At 56.9% G+C, this 25,634-nt stretch carries 24 protein-coding genes; 6 read left to right on the top strand and 18 right to left on the bottom strand.

Translation table 11 applies throughout. The features are described 5' to 3' along the window. Nucleotides 1-48: 48 nt before the first annotated feature. Nucleotides 49-2,133 carry a 3-hydroxyacyl-CoA dehydrogenase NAD-binding domain-containing protein gene (locus J0X12_RS09125; RefSeq protein ID WP_207044542.1) on the top strand — a complete coding sequence of 695 codons (2,085 nt, stop codon included), beginning with the start codon at nt 49-51 and terminating at the stop codon, nt 2,131-2,133. 50 nt (nt 2,134-2,183) lie between these two features. Here J0X12_RS09125 and J0X12_RS09130 read toward each other — a convergent pair whose 3' ends face one another. The 14 genes from J0X12_RS09130 to J0X12_RS09195 form a co-directional block, all read right to left on the bottom strand. After that, nucleotides 2,184-3,641, bottom strand: a complete 1,458-nt coding sequence (locus J0X12_RS09130; RefSeq protein ID WP_207044544.1) for a DHA2 family efflux MFS transporter permease subunit — start codon at nt 3,639-3,641, stop codon at nt 2,184-2,186. 1 nt (nt 3,642) lies between these two features. Continuing rightward, nucleotides 3,643-4,767 carry a CaiB/BaiF CoA transferase family protein gene (locus J0X12_RS09135; RefSeq protein ID WP_207044546.1) on the bottom strand — a complete coding sequence of 375 codons (1,125 nt, stop codon included), beginning with the start codon at nt 4,765-4,767 and terminating at the stop codon, nt 3,643-3,645. 80 nt (nt 4,768-4,847) lie between these two features. Beyond that, complete coding sequence (locus tag J0X12_RS09140; protein WP_207044548.1) at nt 4,848-5,516, bottom strand: DNA-3-methyladenine glycosylase I; 669 nt, start codon at nt 5,514-5,516, stop codon at nt 4,848-4,850. A gap of 66 nt (nt 5,517-5,582) precedes the next feature. After that, on the bottom strand, nt 5,583-7,850 hold the full coding sequence (locus tag J0X12_RS09145) for a xanthine dehydrogenase family protein molybdopterin-binding subunit (RefSeq protein ID WP_207044550.1): 2,268 nt from the start codon (nt 7,848-7,850) through the stop codon (nt 5,583-5,585). Next, the gene (locus J0X12_RS09150; RefSeq protein ID WP_207044553.1) at nt 7,847-8,311 is read right to left on the bottom strand and encodes a (2Fe-2S)-binding protein; all 465 of its coding nucleotides are present in this window, start codon (nt 8,309-8,311) and stop codon (nt 7,847-7,849) included. The genes J0X12_RS09145 and J0X12_RS09150 overlap by 4 nt, the downstream gene beginning before the upstream one ends. 128 nt (nt 8,312-8,439) lie before the next feature. Beyond that, complete coding sequence (gene recQ, locus J0X12_RS09155) at nt 8,440-10,245, bottom strand: DNA helicase RecQ (RefSeq protein WP_207044555.1); 1,806 nt, start codon at nt 10,243-10,245, stop codon at nt 8,440-8,442. Between the two features lie 57 nt (nt 10,246-10,302). Further along, on the bottom strand, nt 10,303-10,593 hold the full coding sequence (locus tag J0X12_RS09160) for a helix-turn-helix domain-containing protein (protein WP_207044557.1): 291 nt from the start codon (nt 10,591-10,593) through the stop codon (nt 10,303-10,305). A gap of 112 nt (nt 10,594-10,705) precedes the next feature. Continuing rightward, the gene (locus J0X12_RS09165) at nt 10,706-11,038 is read right to left on the bottom strand and encodes a RebB family R body protein (RefSeq protein ID WP_207044558.1); all 333 of its coding nucleotides are present in this window, start codon (nt 11,036-11,038) and stop codon (nt 10,706-10,708) included. A gap of 55 nt (nt 11,039-11,093) precedes the next feature. Further along, nucleotides 11,094-11,492, bottom strand: coding sequence for a RebB family R body protein (locus tag J0X12_RS09170; protein WP_207044560.1), 399 nt, complete (start codon nt 11,490-11,492; stop codon nt 11,094-11,096). Between the two features lie 122 nt (nt 11,493-11,614). After that, nucleotides 11,615-11,971: a RebB family R body protein gene (locus J0X12_RS09175; RefSeq protein WP_207044569.1), complete on the bottom strand. Its 357-nt coding sequence runs from the start codon at nt 11,969-11,971 to the stop codon at nt 11,615-11,617. A gap of 40 nt (nt 11,972-12,011) precedes the next feature. Beyond that, a complete protein-coding gene (locus tag J0X12_RS09180; protein WP_207044570.1) occupies nt 12,012-12,332 on the bottom strand; it encodes a RebB family R body protein in 321 nt (106 codons plus the stop codon). Between the two features lie 49 nt (nt 12,333-12,381). Next, nucleotides 12,382-12,735 carry a RebB family R body protein gene (locus tag J0X12_RS09185; protein WP_207044572.1) on the bottom strand — a complete coding sequence of 118 codons (354 nt, stop codon included), beginning with the start codon at nt 12,733-12,735 and terminating at the stop codon, nt 12,382-12,384. A gap of 443 nt (nt 12,736-13,178) precedes the next feature. Continuing rightward, on the bottom strand, nt 13,179-13,631 hold the full coding sequence (locus J0X12_RS09190; protein ID WP_207044574.1) for a RebB family R body protein: 453 nt from the start codon (nt 13,629-13,631) through the stop codon (nt 13,179-13,181). A 72-nt stretch (nt 13,632-13,703) separates the two neighbouring features. After that, complete coding sequence (locus J0X12_RS09195) at nt 13,704-14,159, bottom strand: RebB family R body protein (RefSeq protein ID WP_207044576.1); 456 nt, start codon at nt 14,157-14,159, stop codon at nt 13,704-13,706. Nucleotides 14,160-14,447: 288 nt separating this feature from the next. Here J0X12_RS09195 and J0X12_RS17375 point away from each other — a divergent pair, with 288 nt between their 5' ends. From J0X12_RS17375 to J0X12_RS09215, 4 genes are all read left to right on the top strand, one after another. Then, nucleotides 14,448-15,167: a sigma-70 family RNA polymerase sigma factor gene (locus J0X12_RS17375; protein WP_207044579.1), complete on the top strand. Its 720-nt coding sequence runs from the start codon at nt 14,448-14,450 to the stop codon at nt 15,165-15,167. Between the two features lie 122 nt (nt 15,168-15,289). Then, nucleotides 15,290-18,283 (top strand): molybdopterin oxidoreductase family protein, encoded by a 2,994-nt coding sequence (locus J0X12_RS09205; RefSeq protein WP_207044581.1) that lies wholly within the window; start codon nt 15,290-15,292, stop codon nt 18,281-18,283. Beyond that, the gene (locus J0X12_RS09210; RefSeq protein ID WP_207044584.1) at nt 18,280-19,023 is read left to right on the top strand and encodes a 4Fe-4S dicluster domain-containing protein; all 744 of its coding nucleotides are present in this window, start codon (nt 18,280-18,282) and stop codon (nt 19,021-19,023) included. Before J0X12_RS09205 ends, J0X12_RS09210 begins: the two co-directional genes overlap by 4 nt. A 12-nt stretch (nt 19,024-19,035) precedes the next feature. Beyond that, nucleotides 19,036-19,986, top strand: coding sequence for a dimethyl sulfoxide reductase anchor subunit family protein (locus J0X12_RS09215; RefSeq protein ID WP_207044602.1), 951 nt, complete (start codon nt 19,036-19,038; stop codon nt 19,984-19,986). Between the two features lie 50 nt (nt 19,987-20,036). Here the strand turns inward: J0X12_RS09215 and J0X12_RS09220 are convergent, their stop codons facing one another. Next, nucleotides 20,037-21,416, bottom strand: a complete 1,380-nt coding sequence (locus tag J0X12_RS09220; RefSeq protein ID WP_207044605.1) for a DEAD/DEAH box helicase — start codon at nt 21,414-21,416, stop codon at nt 20,037-20,039. 414 nt (nt 21,417-21,830) lie between these two features. Between J0X12_RS09220 and J0X12_RS09225 the strand changes: the two genes are divergently transcribed. Continuing rightward, a complete protein-coding gene (locus J0X12_RS09225; protein WP_207044608.1) occupies nt 21,831-22,646 on the top strand; it encodes a mechanosensitive ion channel family protein in 816 nt (271 codons plus the stop codon). Between the two features lie 37 nt (nt 22,647-22,683). On the opposite strand, the gene J0X12_RS09230 is transcribed toward J0X12_RS09225, so the two are convergent. Genes J0X12_RS09230 through J0X12_RS09240 form a run of 3 tightly spaced genes read right to left on the bottom strand, consistent with a single transcriptional unit; the run spans nt 22,684 to nt 25,616 of the window. Continuing rightward, the gene (locus J0X12_RS09230; protein WP_207044610.1) at nt 22,684-23,124 is read right to left on the bottom strand and encodes a potassium channel family protein; all 441 of its coding nucleotides are present in this window, start codon (nt 23,122-23,124) and stop codon (nt 22,684-22,686) included. Between the two features lie 33 nt (nt 23,125-23,157). Continuing rightward, entirely contained in the window at nt 23,158-24,741 is a 1,584-nt protein-coding gene (locus tag J0X12_RS09235; protein ID WP_207044613.1) for a GMC family oxidoreductase, read from the bottom strand. 50 nt (nt 24,742-24,791) lie between these two features. Then, nucleotides 24,792-25,616, bottom strand: coding sequence for an NAD(P)-dependent oxidoreductase (locus J0X12_RS09240; protein WP_207044616.1), 825 nt, complete (start codon nt 25,614-25,616; stop codon nt 24,792-24,794). Nucleotides 25,617-25,634: the final 18 nt, after the last annotated feature.

The raw sequence follows: 25,634 nt of genomic DNA on the forward strand, positions 1-25,634 counted from the left end.
AAGAGACGAATACAGTCAAAAAGAACCCCAGAAGGAAGGAAGAAGAAAATGACTGCCATTACTGATTTTGTCAGTTATGAGGCGCGTGGAACCGTGGGTGTCATTACGGTAGACAGCCCGCCGGTCAATGCCTTGAGCCAGGGCGTTCGCGCCGGTATCCAGGGCGGGATCAAGGCGGCCGTGGCCGATGACTCCGTCAATGCCATTGTCCTCGCCTGTGCCGGGCGGACCTTTATCGCCGGCGCGGATATCACGGAATTCGGGAAACCCCCGCAGGAGCCGGGCCTGAACGACGTGATTGCCACCATGGAAAGCTCGACCAAGCCGGTTGTCGCGGCCATTCATGGTACCGCCCTCGGCGGCGGGCTGGAAACGGCGCTTGGCTGTCACTACCGTGTTGCGGTGCCCTCTGCCAAGGTGGGCCTGCCGGAAGTGAAACTGGGCATCCTGCCGGGTGCCGGCGGTACGCAACGCCTGCCGCGTGTGGTTGGCGTACAAAAGGCGCTCGAAATGATCACGTCCGGCAACCCGATCGGCGCGAAGGAGGCCCATAAGGTCGGTCTCGTCGATCAAGTGGTAGAAGGTGACCTGACGGAAGGGGCTATTGCCTTTGCCAAGAAGGTCGCCGCGGAAGGGCGTCCGCTCGTAAAAATCAGCGAGCAGAACGACAAGCTGGCGGAAGCGAAGAAAAATCCTGCCATCTTTGATGATTTCCGCAAGAAAAACGCCCGCAAGTTCCGGGGGTTTGAAGCACCGGAAAACTGCATCAAGGCAATTGAAGGCGCGGTTAATCTTCCGTTCCCGGAAGGACTCAAACGCGAACGTGAGCTCTTTATGGAACTGATGGTCGGGGAACAGGCGAAGGCGCAGCAGTACTTCTTCTTCTCCGAACGTCTCGCCAACAAGATCCCGGATGTCCCGAAGGACACGCCGCTGATTGATATCAACACGGCGGGTATCGTCGGTGCGGGCACCATGGGTGGCGGTATTGCGATGAACTTCCTGCAGGCCGGTATCCCGGTCACGATTGTCGAAACCTCGCAGGAGGCGCTCGACAAGGGCATCGGTATTATCAAGTCGAACTATGCGGCGACCGTCTCCAAGGGACGGCTGTCACAGGAGGCGATGGATAAATACATGTCATTGCTCACCGGCTCGACCAATCTTGAAGATTTGAAGGATGTCGATATCGTCATTGAGGCGATCTTCGAGAATATGGACGTGAAGAAAGAGGTTTTCGGCAAGCTTGATAAAATCTGCAAGCAGGGTGCCATCCTCGCGACGAATACCTCAACGCTAGATGTCGATGAGATTGGTGAAGCCACGAGCCGGCCAGAGTATGTCATCGGCCTGCATTTCTTTTCACCGGCCAATGTCATGCGGTTGCTGGAGGAAGTCCGGACCAAGAAAACCAGCCCTACCGTTATGGCGACCTGCATGGCGCTTGCGAAGAAAATCGGCAAGGTACCGGCCATGGTTGGTGTTTGCGATGGCTTTGTCGGCAACCGCATGCTGGCAAAACGTGGTGAACAGGCGAGCCAGCTCATTCTTGAGGGCGCCAAGCTGGAAGATGTGGACCGGGTTCTTTATGACTTCGGTTTCCCGATGGGGCCCTTCGCCATGTCGGACCTTGCCGGTAATGATGTTGGCTGGCGTATTCGTCAGGGTCGGGGCGTGACCAGCCCGGTTGCGGACGCGATCTGTGAACTTGGCCGGTTTGGCCAGAAGACTGGCGATGGCTACTATCACTATGAGAAGGGGAGCCGGACACCGCAGCCGGACCCAATCGTTGAGGAAATTATCGTCAAGGCCGCCCGCGATGCCGGAATCAACCGTCGGGAAGTTTCAGATGAGGAAATCCTCAAGCGCTGCATCTACCCGATGATCAATGAGGCGGCGAAAATCCTGGAAGAGGGCATTGCGACCCGCGCCAGCGACATCGACGTTATCTGGGTTTATGGCTATGGCTGGCCGATCTATCGTGGTGGCCCGATGCGCTATGCCGATCATATCGGCCTTGAGAATATCTATAACGATATGCTCAAGTTCAAGGCGGAGCATGGGGACGAATGGACCCCGGCCCCTCTCCTTGAAAAGCTGGTCAAGGAAGGCAAGGGCTTCAAGGATCTCTAAGCCGGATTACCCATTGACGAAGAAAGCCCCGCATTTTCGCGGGGCTTTTTTTATTGCTTGGCGTGGCGCGCCAGATAGATGACGGGGATCAGGGCAAAGGCGAAAACAACACCGGATACCATGAAGCAGTCATGGAAGGTAAGGGTCATCATTTCGACCGTTTGCTCAACAGTTAGAGCCGCACCGCCGTTTGCGGCCATGATCTCGGCCCCGTAATGGGCGGAGCGGGCGGTGATCAGCACGGCGATGATATTGACCCCGATGGTGCCGCCAAGCATGCGGCAGAAATTGAGCGCCCCGGAGGCTTGCGGCACTTGCGGTGACAGGACGCTGGAAAGGGACAGGGTGCTGTTGGCGGGCAGAATCAGGCCGAGCGCCGCCCGCCCGATGACGACCCATCCTGCGATCATCCAGAAGCCGCTTGCCTTATCAGCGAGGGTGAGGGCGTAGATCGAGATTACGAACAGGATGATGCCTGTGAAGAGAAGCCTGTGTGCAGGCAGGCGATCCACCAGCCGTCCGGCAATTGGCGAGACAATGGCAAGCGCCAGTCCACCCGGCAGCAGCAGCAATCCGGCGTCCGTTGCATCGCTCAATTGCACCGTTCGGGCAAAAAGCGGCAGCATGTAAATGGTGGAGAACATGCCGGCACTGGTAATGGCGCCAACGATGACGGTTGACGTAAATTTGAGATTACGGAACATGTCGAGCCGCAAAAGCGGCGACTTGCTGCGGCGTTCCCGGCGGAAAAACAGGATAAAGCTGATCAGCGAAATGAGAAGATAAACGATGACCTGCGGTTCTTCCATCGGGTAAAACTGGCTGTTGGACAGCCCGGTCAGCAAGGTACCGACGGTGAGGCCGATTAGGCAGAAGCTGATGATATTGAACCGGCTTGATTGCTGGCTGTCATCGCGGTCGGGAAGGAAAATCCATCCCGCGATGGCCGCAAATAGCGAGAGCGGCAGCGCGGCCGTAAAGGTATAATGCCAGTCGAATACATCGGTAATGACGCCGCCGATGGTCGGCCCGACAGCGGGCCCGAGGACAACCACCATGCTGAAGGTGCCAATAGCCGATCCGCGCCTGTTCTCTGGAAACAGCATAAAGACTAGCGCCATGGAAAGCGGCTGGATAATCCCGGCGCCTGCGCCCTGCAGGATACGCGCAAAAATAAGCAGGTTAAACGCCGGGGCGAACTGGCCGATCATGCAGCCGGTGAAAAACAGGATCGAGGCAAACAGGAAGGTCTTCCGCGCCCCGAAATTCTGCAACAACCAGGCGGAGGCCAGCATGCAAACGGCATTGGCGCAGAGGAACCCGGTGGACATCCACTGTGCGGAGGCCTGCGTCACGTTATAGTCGGCCATGATGTTGGTGAGCGCGACATTGATCATGGTCGAGGAAAAAATACTCGCCAATAGACCGAAAATCACCGCGAGAACCGCGAACCACTTAAATCGGGCGCCGTACTTTCGTTCCAGCAGCTCTAGCCGTTCGCTCGACATATCAGGCCGAAAACTCGTCTCGGATTTTCTGGTTATGCTCTCCAAGGGAAGGAATGGAACCGTACTTGCCCGTCTCGCCGCTGAGGTGGATGGGTGAGGCGATAAGGTTCACCGGACCGGCGCTGCTCTGAACCTCCGTCCGTTCCAGCTGCGGATGATGGGAAAGATCGGCAACGCTGTTCAGGGCGCCAAAGGCGATGCGTCCTTTTTGCAGTCGCTCAATCACCTCTGTCCGGGGGAGTTGTCCGAAAATCTTGTCGATCTCGGCATTGAGGGCGGGCCGATTGGCGACACGCTGCTCATTGGTGGCAAAGCGGGGATCATCCGCAAGAGCCGGATTTTGCAGGCCATGCTCGCAGAGATTTCGCCATTCCGTCTGGTTCTGGATGGAAATGACGACCGGGCCGCCTTCCGCTGTCTCATAGGCTTCATAGGGCGCGATGGACGGATGGGAGAGACCGCCACGTCCCGGCGCCTTGCCGCCATATTCCTGATGCAGCAACGGGACCGTCATCCAGTCGGCCATCCCAGCGAACAGGGTCGATTTGACGGCGCGGCCCCGGCCGGTCCGGTCGCGTTCATAAAGGGCTTCCAACACGCCGACAAGGCCATGCATCCCGGCGGCGATATCGCATACCGAAACGCCGACACGGCCGGGCCCTTCTGGAGAGCCGGTGACCATGGCGAGGCCGGTCTCGCTCTGGACCAGCATGTCATAGGCCTTCATCTTGGCATACGGCCCGTCCTCTCCATAACCGGAGATATCGACGGTTATCAGGCGCGGATTGCGCGCCTGCAGCGTCTCGCAGTCAAGACCATAACGCCCAACAACGCCCGGGGCGAGATTCTGGATAAAGACATCCGCCTTATCGATCATGTTTTTCAGAAGCGCGAGATCCTCGTCCTTCTTGATGTCGATCTGGACGGACTCCTTGCCCCGGTTGAGCCAGACAAAATAGGCGCTTTCGCCATTCACGACTGTATCATAGTTGCGGGCAAAATCGCCTTCGGGACGCTCGACCTTGATAACGCGCGCGCCGGCATCGGCAAGGCGGCAGGAAAGATAGGGGGCGGCAACTGCCTGTTCGAGGGAGATGACCAGGATGCCATCGAGAGGGCCGGACATGTTACTCTTCTTTTATTTGTTGATTACGGGTTGATATATCTATGCCCCGCATTGCGGATTTAATCAATAGGGGCACATACCTAACCCGTCCAGATGGCGAGGGTCCGGCTGATATGGGCGTAGGGTGCGCCGCTTTCCTCATGCCAGCGGTTGAAAGCCTCCTGCACTGCGGTGCGGTCCTTCTTGGACGTGAGCTTGCCGCTGCCCACGCCAAGTCGATTGAGCGCGGTCACCACATCGGGCGTCATGATATAGCCGTCCTTGCCCATCATGCGGACGAAATAGGGGCCGGAATTGCCACCAAGCTGCTTGAAGCGGATCTTGATGTCCTCATATAGCCCGGCAATATTCCCAAGTGGCCAATCGGCGAGATAATTACCGATGGAGCCATGCTCTTTTTCCAGCTCCACAAGGGCAAGCGCATTATGATGGGTCGCCCGGATTTTCCCGAGATGGCGGATGATAGCCGTATTCTCCATCAGCGCGGCAATATCATCCTCGCTCATGAAGGCGACCTTGGCCGGTTCGAAGCCGTGAAAAGCCTCCTCGAACGCGGGCCATTTGTTCCGGACCATCGTCTGGTTGAGGCCGGTGGAGAAAATGCGAAAACTCATTGCCGAGAAATACTCGGCGGCAGGCGTCTTGCGAATCTCCGCGTCAGTTTTAAGCTCCGGCATCCGGGCGGCAAGCTCCGCCGCGCCGCCCGCATTTTCTTCCGCTTTTGCGCGGATATCTTCATATGAGATCATGGCGTCGATCATCCAATCCGTTTAACTCTGTCCCTGAGACAGAATACCGCCAGATGACCTTTACCGCTATGCTATAAATCCGGCCCGGGAGATGGGCAGTTCGCGAAGGCGCTCCCCCGTACCTGCAAAAATCGCGTTGGCCAGCGCCGCCGCGATGGGCGGGGTGCCGGGCTCTCCAACCCCGCCGAGAAGGCGTCCGCTCGGCGCGAGATGAACCTCGATTTCCGGGCAGTTGGCGAGGCGGATCATTTCATAGTCGGGGAAGTTACTGTTGAGCACCACCCCGTCCTCAATCTCAATCTCGCCATAGAGCGCCGCCGTGAGGCCGAAGACAATCCCGCTTTCCATCTGCGCTTTCACGGTGTCGGGATTAACGACGGCCCCGCAGTCGATAACGCAATAGACTTTGTCCACGGTAATTTCCTTGTCGCCGTTTACCGTAATCTCTACCACCTGCCCAACGATGGAGGAAAAGGATTCATGCAGCGCCACGCCGCGTGCCCGGCCTTGGTCAAGCGGTGTCGACCAGTTGCTGACCTTCGCAAGCTGTTTCAGCACATTGGCAAAATCGGGATGGTTCTCGAGATGGGCGAGGCGAAAGTCGACAGGGTCCGCCCGCGCGGCATAGGCCATTTCATCCATGAAGGATTCGGTGAAGAAGGCGTTGTAGGAATGACCGACGCTGCGCCAGAAACCAACCTCAATCGGCAGCTTCACCGGCACATGATCGACAAGGCGGCTGGTGAACTCATAAGGGATATCCGCGGCGCCCTCGCTTGTCGTGTTGTCGGGGACGTCCATTGTCGCCCAGGGAAGAAGCCGCGCCGTGTAGGAACCCGACACCGACTGGCTGACGATCCGGTTCGCCCAGGCGGATATCCTGCCGTCCGACCCAAGCGTGCCTTCAAGCCGGCTGACGGCGGCAGGGCGGAAGATATCATGCTGGATATCATTTTCCCGGGTCCACAGAAGTTTGACCGGGCGGTTCTTCATTTCCTTCGCGATTGCCACGGCCATGATCACCAGGTCAATTTCTAGCCGCCGGCCGAAGCCGCCGCCAAGCAAGGGCGTATGAACAATGACATTCTCCGCCGGGACATCGGCGATTTTCTCGGCAAACCACTTAATCAGGGTCGGGACCTGGTTTGGCATCCAGATTTCAACACCAGTGTCGGTCACCATTGCCGTGCAGTTCATCGGTTCCATACAGGCATGGGCAAGGAAGGGAACCTTGTAGACCGCCTTTACAGCGGATTGGGCCTCATCTATCGCCGCGCGCGCATCGCCGGTTTCCGCATAAATGCGGGAGTCCTCGCTCTCGAGATTTTCCTCCAGAAGGGTGAGGATGCCGCCCGAGGAAAATTCCTTGGCGGGACCGTCATTAAAGGTCGCGGGCAACGCCTCGACGGCTGTCTTGGCGCGCCAGAAACTATCAGCAATGACGGCAACGCCACTCTCGAACGGCACGACCTTAAGCACGCCCGGCATATCCTTGACGGCCGACGCATCGTGGGAGGCGAGGGTCCCGCCGAGCACGGGGGAAAGCTTGACCGCCGCATGCACCATCCCGTCAAGCTCTATATCGACGCCAAATTCCGCGGTGCCATCGACCTTCGACGGGATATCAAGGCGTGGCTGCGGTGTGCCGATCAGGGTAAACTCGCTACTCTTTTTAAGAACGGGATCAAGGGAGACAGTCTCCGATGCAGCTAGTATCGCGAAGTCACCGAAACCACCCGACATCCCGCTGCCGCCGTGGGAAAGGACTCCGTTTGTGACGCTGATCTCGGCAGGCGGTACATCCCAGGTGCGCGCCGCCGCCGCGACAAGCATCGCCTTTGCCGTAGCTCCGGCCTGACGCATGGGGAGCCAGGCATCCCGCACGGAGCTGCTGCCGCCGGTTACCTGTACGCCGAGGAATTGCCCAAGCTTGGCCATTCCCCAGGCACCGATTGTATCCTCTCCCTCATGATGCTTGTCGGAAAAGGGCAACGCGTCCTTCATCACCGCAATATTGGCATATACATCCGCGACCGGGGCCTGCTCCACCACCAACTCGCTGAAATTTGCGTCCATTTCCTCCGCAACCAGCATGGCGAGCGCCGTATAGACGCCCTGTCCCATTTCGGAGCGGGGAATGGCAACCGTGACCAGGCCGTCCTTGTCCACCTTCACCCAGGCATTGAGCGCGACTTCACCTTCCATGGTCGTTGCGGTAAGGGCCGCGTTCGCGGGATCTCCATCACGAAGAAAGCCATATCCAACGGCGAGGCCACCGCCGACAAGTGCGCCGCCAACGATGAATTTACGCCTGGTCAAATTTAATTTAGTCATTCCTGCACCCCTCCCTGCAGGGCGGCGGCACGTTTGATCGCGCGCTTGATGCGCGGATATGTGCCGCAGCGACAGATGTTGGTAATACTGTCGGCAATGTCTTCGTCGCTCGGGTTGGAATTTTCCGCGAGAAAGGCGGAAACCGCCATGATCATGCCGGACTGGCAATATCCACATTGTGGCACCTGCTCCTGGATCCAGGCGAGCTGTACCGGGTTCAACATCTCCCCGCTAATACCTTCGATTGTCGTGATTTTGGTCCCCACGGCACCAGACACCGGGTAGCTGCAGGATCGGACGGCTTCCCCATCCACATGGACGGTGCAGGCACCGCAGGCGGCAACGCCACAGCCGAATTTCGTGCCCTTGAGACCGATGGTATCGCGCAACACCCAAAGCAGGGGCGTGTCCTCTTCTACATCCACCTCATGTAGTTCGCTGTTGATATCAAGACGCAGCATCTTCCCCTCCCACATTCTGTCAGGATAGGAATTATCCCTGGTTCCTATATAGGGTGCTTTTCGGCTGCCCGGTAAAGGGAAATATATTTTGTTCTTTCAGGGACCGCGCGGCAAAGTGATGGTTCGAGTCAGGGATAGTTTTCCTCAATCGCCTTGAGGAAGGCCGGACCGTACTTTTCCTGCTTGCTGCGGCCAACCCCCTGCAGCTCGCCAAAGGCGGTAAGCGACGTCGGTTTAAGCTGCGCCATCTCGATCAGTGTCTTGTCGTGAAAGATAACATAGGGCGGAACATTCTGCTCTTTTGCCAGATCGAGACGCACCGACTTGAGGTAATTGAACAGCGCCTCTTCCTGGTCGTTCCCGAAACTGCGTACCGTGCCGGACGCAGACGTCCCTTTGCGCGAGCGGACGGGGGCCTTCTTGAGGTCGAGCCGTGTCTCTCCTTTAAGGATCGGACGGCAATTCTCGTTCAGGGAAAGGCTGCCATAGCCTTCGGTATCGACATTAAGCAACCCGAGTGCGAGAAGCTGCCGGAAGATCGACTGCCAGTCGGCGCGGTTAATGCCTTTGCCCATGCCATAGGTGCTCATGCGGTCATGGCCGAACTTCTTTATTTTGTCCGTGTCGGCACCGAGCAGAATATCGATGATGTGGCCCGCGCCGAACATCTCCCCACTCCGGTAAATGCAGGACAGCGCCATTTGGGCGGCTTCGGTGGCATCGAAAAGGGCCGGCGGCTCGAGGCAGTTATCGCAGTTGCCGCAGCTCTCCGGCGGGGATTCACCGAAATATTCCAGCAAGAGGCGACGGCGACAAAGCGCGCTTTCACAAAACTGCAGGAGGGATTCCAGCTTGCCGCGGTCAAGTTTCTGCTGCTGCAGCGTCTTATCCGGGTTCTGCATCAATGATTTTAGTTTCGCCACATCCTGCAGCCCATAGGCAAGCCAGGCATTGGCAGGCAGGCCATCGCGCCCGGCGCGGCCCGTTTCCTGGTAATAGCTTTCCATGTTCTTCGGGAGATCGAGATGGGCAACGAAGCGGACATCCGGTTTGTCGATTCCCATCCCGAATGCGATGGTGGCGACAATAATGACGGCATCGTCTTTCAGGAATCGCGCCTGTGTCTCGCGTCGGACCTGCGGATCAAGCCCCGCGTGGTAGGGCAGGGCGACGCGTCCGGTGGCCGCGATTTTCTCCGCCACCTGCTCGACCTTGCGCCGGGACATACAATAGACAATGCCGGCATCGGTCGCATGTTCGCCCTTGATGAAGTTGAGAAGCTGGGTGACGCCATTCGTCTTGGCCGTCAGCCGGTAACGGATATTCGGCCGGTCGAACCCGGCGCGGAAAATCTTGCCATAGGAAAGCCCCAGCCGCTCGATAATATCCTTTTCCGTTGGTGCATCGGCAGTTGCGGTGAGGGCGAGGCGCGGCACGGACGGGAATTTCTCGGCCAATATTTCAAGGCGCAGGTATTCGGGTCGGAAATCATGGCCCCACTGGGAGACACAATGCGCCTCGTCGATTGCGAACAGCGAAATATCGCACCGTTGCAGCAGATCGATAAAGCCGCCCGAAAAAAGTCTCTCCGGCGCGATATACAGCAGCTTGATCTCGCCGTTCAGAAGCGCAGTGCGGATGGTGGCCTGTTCTTCCATAGAATGAGCGGAATTCAGTGCGGCGGCAGCAACGCCAAGCTGTTGCAAGGCCTCGACCTGGTTCTGCATCAGCGCGATCAGCGGGGAAATGACAACTGCCGTCCCGTCCATACAGAGGGCGGGAACCTGGTAACAGAGTGATTTTCCGCCGCCGGTGGGCATCAGCACAAGGGCATCGCCGCGGGCGATCACATGGTCGATAATCTGGGCTTGTTCCCCGCGAAAGGCAGGGTATCCGAAGATGGATGTAAGAATTTGGGACGGGTTACGCGACATACCCCCTTTATACAGTCATCGCCGCGCCAATCAACGCCGGAATGATGTTACGGGGCGCTAATCGCGATCTTCTGCTTTTGTCCAGCCGCGTTGCTTGAGTTGTTCCTTAAGGGCCTGGATCTCAAGCGCCGCCTCAGCGAGAAGCGCTTTCAGCCGCTGGTTTTCCTCATCAACCTTTTTCAGGCGGTTGATTTCCTCGGCGCCGGTCTTCTCGGCGCGCTTTTTCCAGCGGTATATGGAGGCCTTGGAAATGTCATATTGTTTGGCGAGATCTTCGACCGTCTGGCCATCTGCCAGTTCCTGAAGGATCATCTTGACCTCCTGCTGAGAATAATATTTGCGTTCCATGAGACGGGGCGTCCTCACCTTTAGGTTTCAATCAAGCCATCAGGCCTGAGTTTTCTTGTGTCGGATCAATTCTCCCTCACCCGGCGGCGCGGCGGTCGCATATTGGTCCGTGTTATTGCTGCTTGCCGAGTTCATTGACGACGGCCTGGAGGGCGGCGAGATTTTCCGGGATGGCGCTACCGGCGATCAGTTCCTGCGAGGCCTTTGCCGCCGCCGCGGGATCGGTGCTCAGCAGCTGCTTGGAGGCTGCGATGGTAATGGCATTATGAATGGAGTAGCTGTGCTGCTGCTGGGAAATGACATTCTGGAGTGCCAGCCCGATGGTGTGGGCCATCTGCTGATAGAGTATGGCCATGGCTTCCGCGGGGGCGTCGCCGAGAACGCTCAGATTCGTCTGCGCGATGGATCCTGTGATCTGGCTGTTTACATAAGACTCTGACGTCATTGCCGCTCTCCTGCTTGTCTTGTGGAAATTCCGGGGGTTGGTTGCTTATCGGGGGCTATTTCTTCATCGGCGTATGCGGCGGCACATGGGATGGCTGGGCCGTCGCCACATTTACGGGCGCCGCGGCATGCCTGCCATAATGATGGCGGGTCGCGGCGGGACTGCCCCTCTGCGATAACAACCCTGCAGTACTGCGCGCCGCCGAGGAGGACGATAACGCGAGGAGCGAGTTCAGGTTCTGCGCGGTCGAGGCGAGGCTGAGGCTGTACATATTCTGCTGGTTCGCGACGGCGTTCTGGATCGCCACCCCCACAGCCTGGGCCGTGGTCTGGTACAAGGTACCGAGTGATTGTGCGGGGGCAAGCCCGATATTCATCGTGTTTGCCTGGGTGATGGCATCCGTAATCTGGCTATTCACCGATTTGACATGTTCCGAATTTCTCTGCGCTGTCATGGCCTTATCCTGTTGTCATTGCTGCCGGCGGGTCGAATATTGCGCATATCCGGCCGGTAAGGGGCGGGCGGCGCAATATTCGATTTACCAATGGGAAGAGATCACTTCCCGGATCGGCGGGGTTAGGTATTAAATCTCGGAGAGTTGGGACTGCTTTCCTTGAAACTCGCCAGCACGCCTTTCAGCGACGCCATGGTTTCCGCGACAGGATTTCCGCTCAGGATTTCCTGCGTGGCCTTGCCTTCGGCCGCCACATCAAGGGTGTAGAGCAGGCTCACAGCGCCTGTTACAACGGCAGAGTCGATAGAGTTCTTATGCTGCTGGTTAGCAACCATGTTCTGCATTGACATACCTGTTGACTGGGCCATCATCTGATAGAGCATGCCCATGGATTCCGCGGGGGCATCGCCCAGCACCTTGACGTTCGTTTGTGTGACAGCGTCTGTAATCTGGCTGTTCATCCAAGTGTTATCCGCCATTTTTCAGCTCCTTTAGGGTTTATTTATGAGGAATGTTAGATCAGAACGCGCGCGCGGCGGCCTGAAGGGAGGAGAGGGCCTCGGCAACCGGGTTGCCGCCGAGAATCTCGGACGTTGCTTTCGCGTCGGTCGCGGTCGCCATGGCGTACAGGACATTCGTTCCCTGCGTGGTGACGGCGAGGTCTACGGTATTCGCTCCTTGCTGGTTCGATACCGCATTCTGCATGCTGGCGCCGACAACCTGGGCAAATACCTGATAGGCATTTGCCATGGCGATTGCGGGAGCATCCCCCAATACACCGACATTGGATTGGGTGACGGAATCAGTAATCTGGGCATTGACTGGTGTATCCCCTGGCATGGGTCATTCTCCTTTAATAATCAGGCCTAAAATCCTGTTAGGTGATGTGTTAAGTCTGTGACGTTTGTTCGGTTTGCGCTTTCTTTAATTCAACGATGATAGCCTTAAGCGCGGAGACTATTTCTGCGTTCACATTTCCCGAGAGGATCTCCTGCGTGGCTTTCGCTTCGACAGAGCTGTCCATGCTGTAAAGCATGGCGATCCCCTGGCTGACGATGGCATTGTCGATGGTGTTCATATTCTGCTGGTTCGCGACCGCGTTCTGCATGGACACACCGACGGCTTGCGCCATCATCTGGTAGACGGTTCCCATCGACTGGGCAGGGGCGCCGCCGATTACAACCAGGTTGGATTGTGTGACGGCATCGGTAATTTGGCTGTTGACGGGTGTGTCGTTTGCCATTGATTGATCCTCTCTCGTTCCTGTCGTGGTCGATTGACTGGGTTTTCCTCTTTCAATGTGCTGAAGACGCTGTCGGTTGAGAAAATGTGACGCAGCCATGAGATTTTCTTCCATCGATTGCGAAAACTCTCACTCTTCCAGCGACGGAACTGTAACGCTGAAATAGGCGTCGGGCTTCAAGCGCGGTGCGTAGTATCGATATCTCGGTGCAAGTGAATGTTCTGTTTTTCGCAGAAGTCTGCGCTCTGGCGGGCATATCGGCGGAAGGACAGGATCGGGAATCCCGCCCAGTCTGCCAGGACGAAAAAGGGACAGAGGTCAAAGGGGGTAGCTGCGCGTCCGTCGGCGCAGGAGGGTTTTACTTGTCGAGGCAACTGCCTGCAAAAAGACGAGTTAATCGCTCAAGGGGAGGAGCCGCAGCTCCTCCGCATGTGCGAGGTCGTTTATCCGCCCATTTGTTTGACGATCTTGTCCATCGCAACCGCTGTTGCCGCGACGGCATCGGCAGTGATGCCGGCAATTTCCTGGCTGGTCTGTGCGGCAAGCGCGGCCCCGCCGGCACTGGTGACCGCGTTGAGGCTCGTCACCGCCGACTGGGTCTGGGCATTCAGGGCCTGGGTGATCGCGGCTGTTTGCGCGTTATAGGATTCCCCGATGGTTGCCTTCTGGGCGGAGATCGAGATGGCCTCTGCATTTTTAAGCGCGGTCAGGGCCGCCGCGCCGGCATTCGTGACGCTGTTCATCATGTTTGAGTTCGCCGTCGCGTTCTCCAGGGCTAGGCCGGAGGAATGGGCGGCAAACTGATATAGCAGGCCCATGGCGAACTGGGCTGAATCTTCGATTTTTGCGGGCGCCGTGGAGGAAGCACTCGTGTCGCCGGGGGAGGAGGTAGCCATGATTATGTATCCAGTATGGTTTGAGCTAAAATTTATTCTTTAAAAAATGTATATCTAAAGTTGCAGAAGTCCTTATCCGCTGCTGTCGGACGCTGTCGTGTCCGACGTCGCCGACCCGTCGGACTTGGCGGGACTGTCCCTGGTGGTTGAGGTGTTGTCGCCAGTTCCTGTTCCCGTGGATTGCGCAGAGTCTGTACCGTCAGTCGCCGCTGCCGCCCCTGCAGCGGGGTTGGTGGCGAGGGTCAGCAGCTTCTGCAGATAGTCGAGACGTTCCGCCGGGGTCAGTTTCTCTATCTGATCGGCCATACCAGTCCTGAGAAGCCCGCTGGTGCCAGCAGCTACGGCAGCGGCACCCAGAATATTGAGATGCTGCTGATTGGTGACGGCATTTTGCGACGCCATACCCGCTGCATGTGCCAAATTAAGATACATGGTTGCCATTGACTTGGAAGTAGAACTACCAAGCAAGATTTCATTAGTTGCCATTATTGAGTTTTTAATCTGCTCGTCGCTTTGAGAGTTCGCCATTATTATATTCCTGTAATAAAAAAATAATTATATTTAATGAAATAAATATTAATAAATAAAATTCAATTTTAAATATTAAATTAATTGTTAATGTATTCATTTAATAAATAAAAATACTCAATAAGTAAATGGATCATACACCCGTATTAAAGATATAAAAAAATAGAAATGCACTTTAAAAGTGATATTTCACTCCCAAATGAAGAGACACAACGCGGGTGGTCCAGCTTGTAAGCCATCCTTAGTCAGTTTTGTTTTCCATAAATTCAAATCTTCTAGGGGGTCACTGTGAATCCGCTCAGGCAAGAATTCGTCTCCAAATCCAACCTTTCCACGCTCCCATCCTGCCAACGTTCCAAGCGGCCAATACCCGTAAGTCTCTCCGTCACGACATTGCAGACTGAAATTGCTGGCCGGACAGAAGCGACACGGAAAGGCCCGGGAATGTCCGTCTCCCATCATCCGGAAAACACGAATTGTCCGGAGCATTTTTGGGCTGCGTGGCACTCTCATAAGGAGTATCTCATTAAGCTCAGCATGATCTGGATGAATGTCAGCGCGGCGGATGCGGAAGATGCCTTCAGCGACGCCACCATTCGTGCCTATGAGAAATATGCCGCCCATGCGCCGCAGATCAGCAATGAGCGGGCCTGGTTTGCCCGGCTGCTCCACAATATCTGCATCGACAAGCACCGCGCCAACAAGCGTATCAAGAATCTTTATGACAGGGTGAAGGAAATAAGCGCCATTGATATGTCGGCGCTCGACACCCGGCAACAGACACCGGAAGGCAATCTCATGAATAGCGAACTCAGCCATCGGCTGCGGACCGCCATCGAGAATCTTCCCGAACGGCTGAAGGCTCCGGTCATTCTGCGTCTTGTCCAGGGGGAGGAATATGACGAAATTGCCCGCAAACTCGGGATCTCGAATGATAATGTCCGAAAAAGGGTGCAGCAGGGCCGCGGGCTCCTGCGGGAAAACCTGAAAGCCTTCCGTGACGGGTGAACCCGAGGAAAGGGCGCAGAAATTTATTTTTAGCTATCGACAGTGCCCCGCCAAATCGGGTAACGATAAGGTGAGTACTTCCGGCCTCGCGCCGTTCTCAAGTAGCTGGGGAGCTATTTTCAATGACAGAAGGTATCGTTCTGCGCGATGAACGCGCGGACACTTCGCCCATTGTCTCGGACGAAGTAAAATACACAACTTGCTATATGTGCGCCTGCCGCTGCGGGATAAAGGTGCATCTCAAAGACAACAAGATCCGTTATATTGAGGGAAATCCCGATCATCCGGTCAACAAGGGCGTGCTTTGCGCAAAAGGCTCTGCCGGGATCATGCAGCAGAATTCGCCGGCCAAACTGCAGAAGCCGCTGCTCCGTGTTGGCGAGCGGGGCGAAGGAAAATTCAAGGAAATTGAATGGGAAGAGGCGCTTGGCCTTGCGGCGGGCTGGCTCATGGATGTGCGCGCGGATGATCCATCGAAGCTCGCCTTTTTTACCGGGCGGGACCAGTCGCAAAGCTTCACCGGATGGTGGGCCAAGCAATATGGCACCCGGAATTTTGCCGCCCATGGCGGTTTCTGCTCCGTCAATATGGCGGCGGCGGGTCTATACAGCATTGGCGGATCCTTTTGGGAGTTCGGCGAACCGGATTGGGACCTGACGAAATATTTCCTGATGTTCGGTGTCGCGGAGGATCATGACTCCAACCCGATCAAGATAGGTCTTGGCAAACTGAAAACCCGGGAGGATGCGAAATTCGTCTCCGTCAATCCTGTCCGGAGCGGTTATTCCGCCATTGCCGATGAATGGGTCGGTATCACGCCCGGCACAGATGGCCTGTTCGTCATGGCGATTATTCATGAACTGCTGAATGCGGAGAAAATCGACTGGGAGTATCTGAAGCGCTACACCAATGCGTCCTGGCTCGTCATTCAGGCGGAGGGTGAGGCGGACAACGGGCTTTTCGCGCGGGATGCGACCGGCACGGCCCTGATTGCGACCCCGTCGGGCAAGCTGCTTCCGAACAGTGACCGGAAAGCCGATCCGGCGCTTGTCGGGACCTATACGCTTCCCTCCGGAAGGACGGCGGTTCCCGCGTTTCAGTTGATGGCGGCGCGGTATCTGGATGAGAAGTACTCTCCCGACGCTGTTGCGGACAAAACGGGGATCAAGGCGGCGACCATCCGGCGGATAGCGGCCGAGATAGCCGAAGTCGCCTTCGAGCAGGAAATCACCCTCGATATCCCCTGGACAGACTGGGCAGGTCGACGCCAGGAGAAAATGATCGGCCGCCCGGTCTCCATGCATGCGATGCGCGGGATATCGGCGCATTCCAACGGCTTTCATACCTGCCGCGCCATTCACCTGTTGCAGATGATCCTGGGTTCGATTGATGTGCCCGGCGGCTTCCGGCACAAGCCACCGTATCCGAAACCCTGTCCGCCGGGCCCGACCCCCGCAGGAAAGGAAACCCAGGCGAATACGCCGCTTGACGGTATGCCGCTCGGTTTTCCGAAGGGACCCGCGGATTTGCTGGTGGATGACGCGGGGAACCCCAAACGGATCGACAAAGCCTATAGCTGGGAATATCCGCTTTCGGCTCATGGTCTGATGCATAGCGTGATCCATAATGCCTGGGCGGGCGATCCGCAGGAAATCGATGTCCTGTTCATGTATATGGCCAATATGGGCTGGAACAGCTCGATGAATGTGCCGGACACGATCCGCTATCTGACTGACAAGAACCCGGATGGCAGCTACAAAATTCCGAAAATCATCTATTCCGATGCCTATTCCTCTGAAACTGTGGCGTACGCGGACCTGGTGCTGCCGGATACGACCTATCTGGAACGCTGGGATTGCATTTCGCTGCTGGACCGGCCGATTTCCTCGGCCCATGGTGCCGCGGATGCCATACGCCAGCCCATCGTCACCCTTGATCGCGATGTCCGGCCGTTCCAGGATGTGTTGCTGGAACTTGGCGTAATGCTCAACCTTCCCGGCATCGCGGCGGAAGACGGATCGGCGCTCTATCCCGGCGGCTATGCGGAATATATGGTTCGTCATGAACGCACGCCCGATATCGGGCCGCTAGGTGGCTGGCGCGGTGAAGATGGCACCGGGCAGGGTCGCGGCACGCCCAATATGAAGCAACTGGATGCCTATATCGCCAATGGCTGTTTCTGGGAGAAGAAATTCACGCCCGAACAGTCCTATTACAAGTTCGCCAACAAATCCTATCTGGACGAGGCTGTCCGTATGGGCTGGCTTGCCATGCCGGGGCAGGTGATGATGGAGATATATTCCGAAACACTGCAGAAATTCCGTCTTGCGGCACAAGGCTTTGGCGAACTGCAACCGCCCGACCATTTGCGCCCGCGTATTGATACCTTCTTCGATCCGATGCCGATCTGGTATTCCGCGCTTGAGGAAGAAGGTCTCCCGCAGGATGATTTCCCGCTTCATGCGGTGACCCAGCGGCCCATGCATATGTACCATAGTTGGGGCGGCCAGAATGCCTGGCTGCGCCAGATAACAGCGCGCAACCCGTTGTTTATACATGCGGAGACAGCGGCGGCGAAAGGCATCGCGGATGGGGACTGGCTCTGGGTCACGTCCCCGCACGGGCGGGTGAAGGCGCAGGCGAAGCTGATGCAGGGCGTCAACCCGCATACGGTCTGGACCTGGAACGCCATCGGCAAGCGAAAGGGTGCGTGGAACCTGAAGGAAGATGCGCCGGAGGCCACCAAGGGCTTTTTGCTGAACCATATCATTTCCCAACTGCTACCTGCGCGGGAGGATGGATATCGCTACTCCAACTCCGATCCGGTGACGGGGCAGGCCGCCTGGTACGACCTGCGTGTGAAAATCGAGAAATGCGCTGCCGATGAGTATGAGGAAACGGAACCCATGTTGCCACCGCAGGATCATTTCGGCCTTCCTGAACCGACGGAACTGTTGCGATACGGTGCGGATCTCAAGGGCGAGGCGAGCGGCCTTGCGCCCGTTGCGATGAAGGACTGGATCGGCAACAGGGAGGAAAATGCCGGACAGAAGAGTGGGATCAGGCCCGGTCACGGCAATAAGCTGACCGATGTACCTGGGAAGGAAAAAGAATGACGTCACTTCCGAAAAATCCGCCGAAGAAGAAACTCGGCCTGGTGATCGATCTGGATATCTGCGTCGGATGTCATGCCTGTGCGGTGAATTGCAAGGAATGGAATTCCGGCGGTCATTCCGCTCCGATGACCGACACGGAGCCCTATGGCGCGGATCCGACCGGGGTCTGGTTTAACCGCATCCACAGTTTTGAGGTGGAGAACGAGGAAACGGGCGGGCGTACGGTCCATTTCCCGAAAAGCTGCCTGCACTGTGACGATGCGCCCTGCGTGACGGTCTGCCCGACCGGCGCGTCCTACAAGCGGGAAGAAGACGGCATCGTTCTCGTCAATGCGGATCACTGCATCGGCTGCAAGCTCTGTTCCTGGGCGTGCCCCTATGGTGCACGGGAGTATGACGAGGATGCCGGGGTGATGAAGAAATGCACTTTGTGCGTCGACAAGATTTATAACCCCAACCTGCCCGAGGAATCCCGGGTTCCGGCCTGTGTCTCGACCTGTCCGGTGGGCGCGCGGTCCTTTGGTGATCTCGGCGATCCCGAGAGCGATGTGAGCAAGCTGGTCGCCAAGCGCGGCGGCTACGACCTGATGCCGGAGCAGGAATGCAAGCCCACCAATAAGTACCTTCCGCCGCGTCCCAAGAAAATCGGGCGTGAGGGGCAAGCGCCGGAACTCGTTCCGGTCGCTGACAGTTCCGCAGGCGTTATCGCCCGCTGGGTCGACAAGTTTCTATCTGCGTAACAAGAGGCCACGATGCATCCGGCAAAATCGGTTATTTTCTTCACGACTGCTTCCGGCGCGGGGTATGGGCTTCTCTGCCTGTTGATCGCCGGCAATATCCTTGGGATGATGCCCGGGAATTTCTGGCTGGCCTTCACCGGCTATGCGGTAAGTTATGTATTGATCGCGGGCGGGCTTCTCTCCTCCACCTTTCACCTTGGTCATCCGGAGCGGGCATGGCGTGCCCTGACCCAATGGCGGTCTTCCTGGCTCAGCCGGGAAGGGGTGATGGCCCTGCTGACCTTCCTCCCGACGGGCCTCTATGCGCTGCATCACCTGTTCTTTGCGGATATGATGCAGGGCCTGATGGGACTGGTCGGGATAATCGGGGTAATCTGCGCGATCGTGACGGTGTATTGCACGGCCATGATCTATGCGAGCCTGAAGCCGATCCATGCCTGGTCGAACGGTTATGTCCCGGCGGGCTATCTTCTCCTCGCCCTGATGAGCGGGCTGCTGCTGTTGAATGTCCTGCTGGCACTCTGGGGGACTACAGAAACGTCCCTGCAGCTTGCCACCTTGCTGATCCTCGGGATTGGCCTTGTGTGGAAAATCATCTACTGGCGTTTTCTCGATGGCAGCAAAAGCATTTCGACGCCCGAAAGCGCCACGGGCCTTGGCGAGTTTGGAACGGTCCAGCTGTTTGAGGGCCCTCATACAGAGGCCAACTACCTGATGAAGGAAATGGGCTTCAAGATTGCCCGGAAACATTCCGCCAAGCTCCGCCTGATTACCTTGATGGGGGCCTTTGTTGTGCCGTTTGTACTGATCCTGCTCAGCCTGTTGTTCGGGTCGGTCGGCGCGGGGATTTCCCTCGTTCTGGCGCTCCTGGCCGCGGCGGTTGGTCTCGTGACGGAACGCTGGCTCTTTTTTGCCGAGGCGCGCCATACGGTCGGCCTTTATTACGGTGCCTCCCACGCATAAAAAAAAGGCCGGTAAAAACCGGCCTTTCTCTATCTTATTGCCACGGGTTATCAACTAGCGCGCTTAAATTTCTGCTGGCGAGCATTTGAACGTTTATGCGGCGCATCTGCAGTCGGGTGCGCGGATTTGCCAGACTTAAATCCCGGTTTGCCTTTATTCTTGCTGACGGTCTTCTTCGGACGCTTGCGAAATGGCTTAACATCGCCCGTTGGTAATGCGTCACGCTTTGCACCCGCAGGAGGTCCATTTCGCCGCGAACGATGCTTTTTCTGTTCTGGTTTGGCCGTCGGTGCGGGGAAGGGATGATCTTCATCGATGCGTACCTTTTGCTTGATGGTTTGTTCAATGTTTCTCAGCAGGTTGCGTTCACGCGGCTCGCAGATTGAAATCGCGATGCCGGTCGCCCCGGCGCGACCCGTCCGGCCGACACGGTGAACATAGTTCTCCGCTTCCATCGGCAGGTCATAGTTGATGACATGGGTAATGCCATTTACGTCAATCCCACGCGCGGCAACATCTGTTGCCACCAGGACTGAAAAACGACCGTTCTTGAAGGAGCGCAGCGTGCGTTCGCGGGCGCGCTGATGCAGGTCACCATGGATCGCCGCCGTTTTGATGCCCTCGACTTCGGCCTCGATTTCCTCAGCCAGCTTGTCGGCGGTTGCCTTGGTGCGGACAAAGACGAGAACCCGTTCCTTGTCGCCCATGCCGAGCAGATGCATCAGCAGGTCTTTCTTGTCATGTCCGCGCACCATCAGGACCGAATGGTCGATGGTTTCTGCAACGGCTGTCTTGCGTTCCACTTCGACAAATTCCGGATTGGTCAGAAGCTTCTGGGAAAGACGCTTGATGGCCGCGCTCATGGTGGCGGAGAACATCACGGTCTGATGCTCTTCCGGCAGCTTGTCGGCGATAAAGGTCACATCCTCGATAAAGCCCATGTCCAGCATGCGGTCGGCTTCGTCCAGGATAAGCGTTTCAACATTATCAAGCTGGACAGTGCCACGCTTCATATGATCCATCATCCGGCCTGGTGTTGCCACCATGATATCGACGCCACGGGAAAGCTGCTGCAGCTGCGGACCGTAAGGCGCGCCGCCATAGACGACTGTGTGAAACAGCTTCATGCCGCGCGTAAAGACACGGATGCAGAGCCCGATCTGGTTGGCAAGCTCGCGTGTGGGCGCAAGAATGACAGCTGTCGGACGGTTCGGTTTTGGCTTGCGGCGGTCATGCTGCAACCGCTGCAGGAGCGGGAGCACAAAGGCGGCCGTCTTGCCACCCCCTGTTTCGGCAATACCCATCAGGTCGCGCCCTTCCATCAGAGCCGGGATGCTCTGCATCTGGATCTGTGTCGGCACGGTGAAACCCTGTTTGTCGATTGCACGCAAGAGCGGCCCAACGAGGTTGAGCTCGGTAAATTCGGTCATAAAATGTAAGTCCTCAAAAAAAACTATATGCTGTTGCCACTTGGTGCAGGGCAACCTGTTAAGGCCAAAAAAGGTGAGAACCGTGCCTCCTTGACCTTATGCCGGACTGAATACATTGTCGGGCTGTCAGCAACGCGTGTGCGCTGTGGAAATACTGTTCCTATACCTGATGTTTGGTTTCAACGGCTTGACGGCCGTTAGCACCACTATGCCAATGCAAAAAACATTGTGCACCGCACATATGCGCATAAATATAGCCCATGTCAAGGAATTATGGGACTCTTGGTTAATTATCCGGGAATTGAAAAAGTCCTTGATTTGCGGCTTTTTTTGACGTTATCAGTCGCCTACTATAGGAACAGGTTACGTAAAGATTTTATCACGGCTTAATGCCAGGTGACAAAAGGGGTAGTTATGGATTTAAAAGAAATAATGGATGAGATCGTCCTTATTATTACGCAATATGGCCTCGACGTGATTGGCGCGTTAGTCATCCTGATTATCGGCTACATCATATCGAAGCGCGTGCCATCCGTCCTGGAAAATTTGATGCACAAGCGCGGTATCGATCCAACGGTTAGCGGTTTTCTGGGTAGCCTGACACGGTTCGTTATCCTTGCCATCACCTTGCTCTTGGTCCTCGCGCAGTTTGGGGTGCAGACAGCCAGCCTGATTGCGGTTCTTGGTGCAGCCGGCCTTGCCATCGGCCTGGCGCTTCAGGGCACGCTCAGCAATGTGGCGGGCGGCGTGATGCTGCTAATTTTCCGGCCAATGAAGGTGGGTCAGTACGTAGAAGTCGGCGGCCATGGTGGCACGGTCAAGAATGTCAGCCTGTTCACGACGGAGCTGGCGACGCCGGATAACATCCAGGTGATCATCCCGAACGGGTCGGTCTGGGGCAATGCCATCCGCAACTTCAGCTTTCATCCCACGCGGCGGATGGATCTGGTCATGGGGATTGCCTATGAGGACGATATCGACAAGGCCCGCGACATCATGCTCCGGCTGATCGAGGCGGATGAGCGGTCCCATAAGGAGCCGGCACCGCTGATCGAGATTGCGGAACTGGCCGACAGCTCGGTTAATTTCACCGTGCGTGTCTGGTGCGACAACGGGAACTACTTCCCACTGAAATTCGCGCTGACCAAGGCGATCAAGCAGGCGTTTGACAAGGAAGGGATTTCAATTCCGTATCCGCAACGCGATATCCACCTGATCAAGGAAGACTGATAAAGCAAGCCGCTCCGATCCGTCGGGGCGGCTTTTTTTAACCCTGATAATGATCCATGCCGTGTTTCTTCCAGAAGAAGGCACGGGCATTGACAAGGAAGGCCGTACTCCAGCCGAACAGGATAATGCCGCTTACCGCCTGGAGGGAGGAAGTCAGGTTCCAATTATCGCTGAGCACCACATCACCATAGCCGAGCGTCGTATAGGTCACGGTGGAAAAATAGATGGCCTCGTTCAGCCCGTTGAGTTCCCCGCTCAAGTAATAAAAGAACCCCCAGAGCCAGGCCTCGATCGTATGCGCCGCAAACAGACCCATGACCACGATAATCATGATGACGATATGGCCATATACCGGCATCCGGCGGTCCCATTTCGGGCCGATATGTTTCAGGCGACGGAGCAACAGCTCCAGACAGACCGCATGATTGACCACACATAGGACTATCAGGACCGTCCCGACAATGAGTTGGATGAACATAGAGTTTACTCCTGTGGCAATAGAAAGGGCGGTTTATCCCGCCGCCTTGATTAAATCCGCCGCCTTCTCGCCGATCATGATCGTCGGGGCGTTGGTATTGCCGCCAATGACGGACGGCATAATGGAGGCGTCGGCAATGCGCAACCCGGCAATACCATGAACCCGTAGTTCCGGATCGACAACCGCCATGGGATCGGTGCCCATCTTGCAACTGCCAACGGGATGATACACGGTATCGGCGCGGCTGCGGATGGCATCCTCAATGGCCGCGTCGGATGTCATGTCGACAGCATAGAGCGGCTTGCCGCGATAGGGGTCAAAGGCCGGCGCATCAAAAATTCTCTGCGTCATTTTCACACCCTTGACCAGCGTGTCGACATCTTCCTGCTGGCTCAGGAAATTCGGGTCGATCCGCGGGGGATCAAGCGGATTACTGCTGTTGAGCCCAACATGACCGCGGCTTTTCGGCCGGAGGACGCAGACATGGCAGCTAAAGCCATGGCCCAGATGGGTTTTGCGCGCATGATCATCAAGCGGTCCTATGACGAAATGCAGCTGGATATCCGGTCGCGTCAGAGCCGGATCAGTTTTCAGGAAGCCCCCGCGCTCCGCAAGCGGGGAGGAAATGATGCCTGTCCGTTTTTTCCGCCATTCGAATATCCCCTTGATTAAATCAGCCCCTCCGCCAAGGGAGATACCCATTGTTTCTCGCGATGAGGACTTATGCGCCACCACATAGTCGATATGGTCTTGGAGGTTCTGCCCGACGCCCGGAAGCTCATGCACTGTCTCTATCCCGTGCATGTTAAGCTCCTTCGCAGGCCCGATCCCGGAGAGGAGCAACAATTGCGGCGACGCAAAGGCGCCACCTGCGAGGATGATTTCTTTCCCCGCCCTGATCTCCGCCGTCTTGCCGTCCTTGATATAGGCAATCCCGACGGCCTTTTTCCCCTCCATCAGGATTCTACCCGCATGGGCATGTGTAATGATATGAAGATTGGGTCGGTTGAGATTGGGCGTCAGATACGCTTTTGCCGCGCTCCAACGCTCACCGTTTTTCTGCGTCACCTGATACGTGCCAAGCCCCTCCTGCGTGGCGCCGTTGAAATCCTTGCTCATTGGCATCTGGACCTGCATCGCTGCATCCAGGAAGACATCGCTGATTGGCATGTGTGCACGCATCTTCGCGACATTGAGCGGACCCTCGGTGCCATGATACGCATCGGCGCCACCCTCGTTATTCTCCGACTTCTTGAAATAGGGGAGCACGTCTTTATACGACCAGCCCTTATTGCCCAAGGCTGCCCAGTCGTCGTAGTCTGCGGGGTGTCCGCGTACATAGAGCATGGCATTGATCGAGCTGGAGCCGCCCAACGTCTTGCCGCGTGGCTGATATCCTTTGCGCCCCTTGAGCCCCGGTTGCGGCACCGTCTCATACGCCCAGTTGTTAATCTTGCGCGGCAGCATCACCGCAATGCCGATCGGGGCGTGGATCAGGATGCTGTTATCCGGTCCTCCCGCCTCCAGCAGGCAGACCTGCGTTTTCAGATCCTCCGACAGGCGGCTTGCCACAACAGCCCCGCCCGATCCGCCGCCAACCACGATATAGTCGTACATGTTTTCCTCCCAGGTGTCCTTAAACCGCCGACCGGCGCGGGCGGTGCGCTTCATTCCTCGGGGAGGTTGCGAAGCTCCGCGATGACGCTTCTGGCGAATTCGTTGATCCTGAGTTCCGGGAAGTCGGCCGTTGTATCGATCAGGGCGTTGACGTCCTTCTCCAGGATGCCGATGGTATTGACGAGGGAATAGCCTTCTGTCGCCCAGGAGATTTTATCTAGATTATCGCCGAACCAGGTCGCACCGGAACTGCTGCTGGCAACTTCGAGCAGGCGGTCGCGCGGAAACTCGAGCGCGTCGGCGGCTTTCAGTATTTCCCGCACGGCGACAACGGAACTCGCTGCCAGCATATTGTTGAGCACCTTGCACAACATTCCTTGTCCCAGCGGGCCGAGATGATTGATCTCGCTGCCCATGGCGGTGAAGGCGGGCATTATCTCCGCAATGTCGTCCGCGTCCCCGCCCAGCATGAAGGTGAGGGTGCCTTCTTCCGCGCTGAAGGGGGCGCCCGACATCGGGGCGTCAATCAGCCGCGTTTCGGAAGGCAGGCTCTTGCGCAAAATCGAGATAATCTTTGGGGACAATGTGGAACTGACGACAAGAATATGCGGGTGCGCATCCCCGGTAAAGAGGCCCTTGTTTCCGAAACAAAGCTCCTCGGTCTGACTCCAGTCGCGCACAACCGAGATAACCACCGGGCATCGCGCTGCGAGGGCGGCGGCATCTTCCAGCATGCGCGGTGAGAAGTCTCCGAAAGCCGTTTTCGGACGCACGTCATAGCCATAGACGTCGAATCCTGATCGTTGAAGGCTTTTGGCCATCGGCAGGCCCATCGCCCCGCAACCCGCAACGCCGATTGTCGGCAGTGTTACCATTCCACTTCCCTCAACATT

Origin of the sequence: Sneathiella sedimenti, assembly GCF_017313765.1 — a bacterium.
GTDB lineage: Bacteria > Pseudomonadota > Alphaproteobacteria > Sneathiellales > Sneathiellaceae > Sneathiella > Sneathiella sedimenti.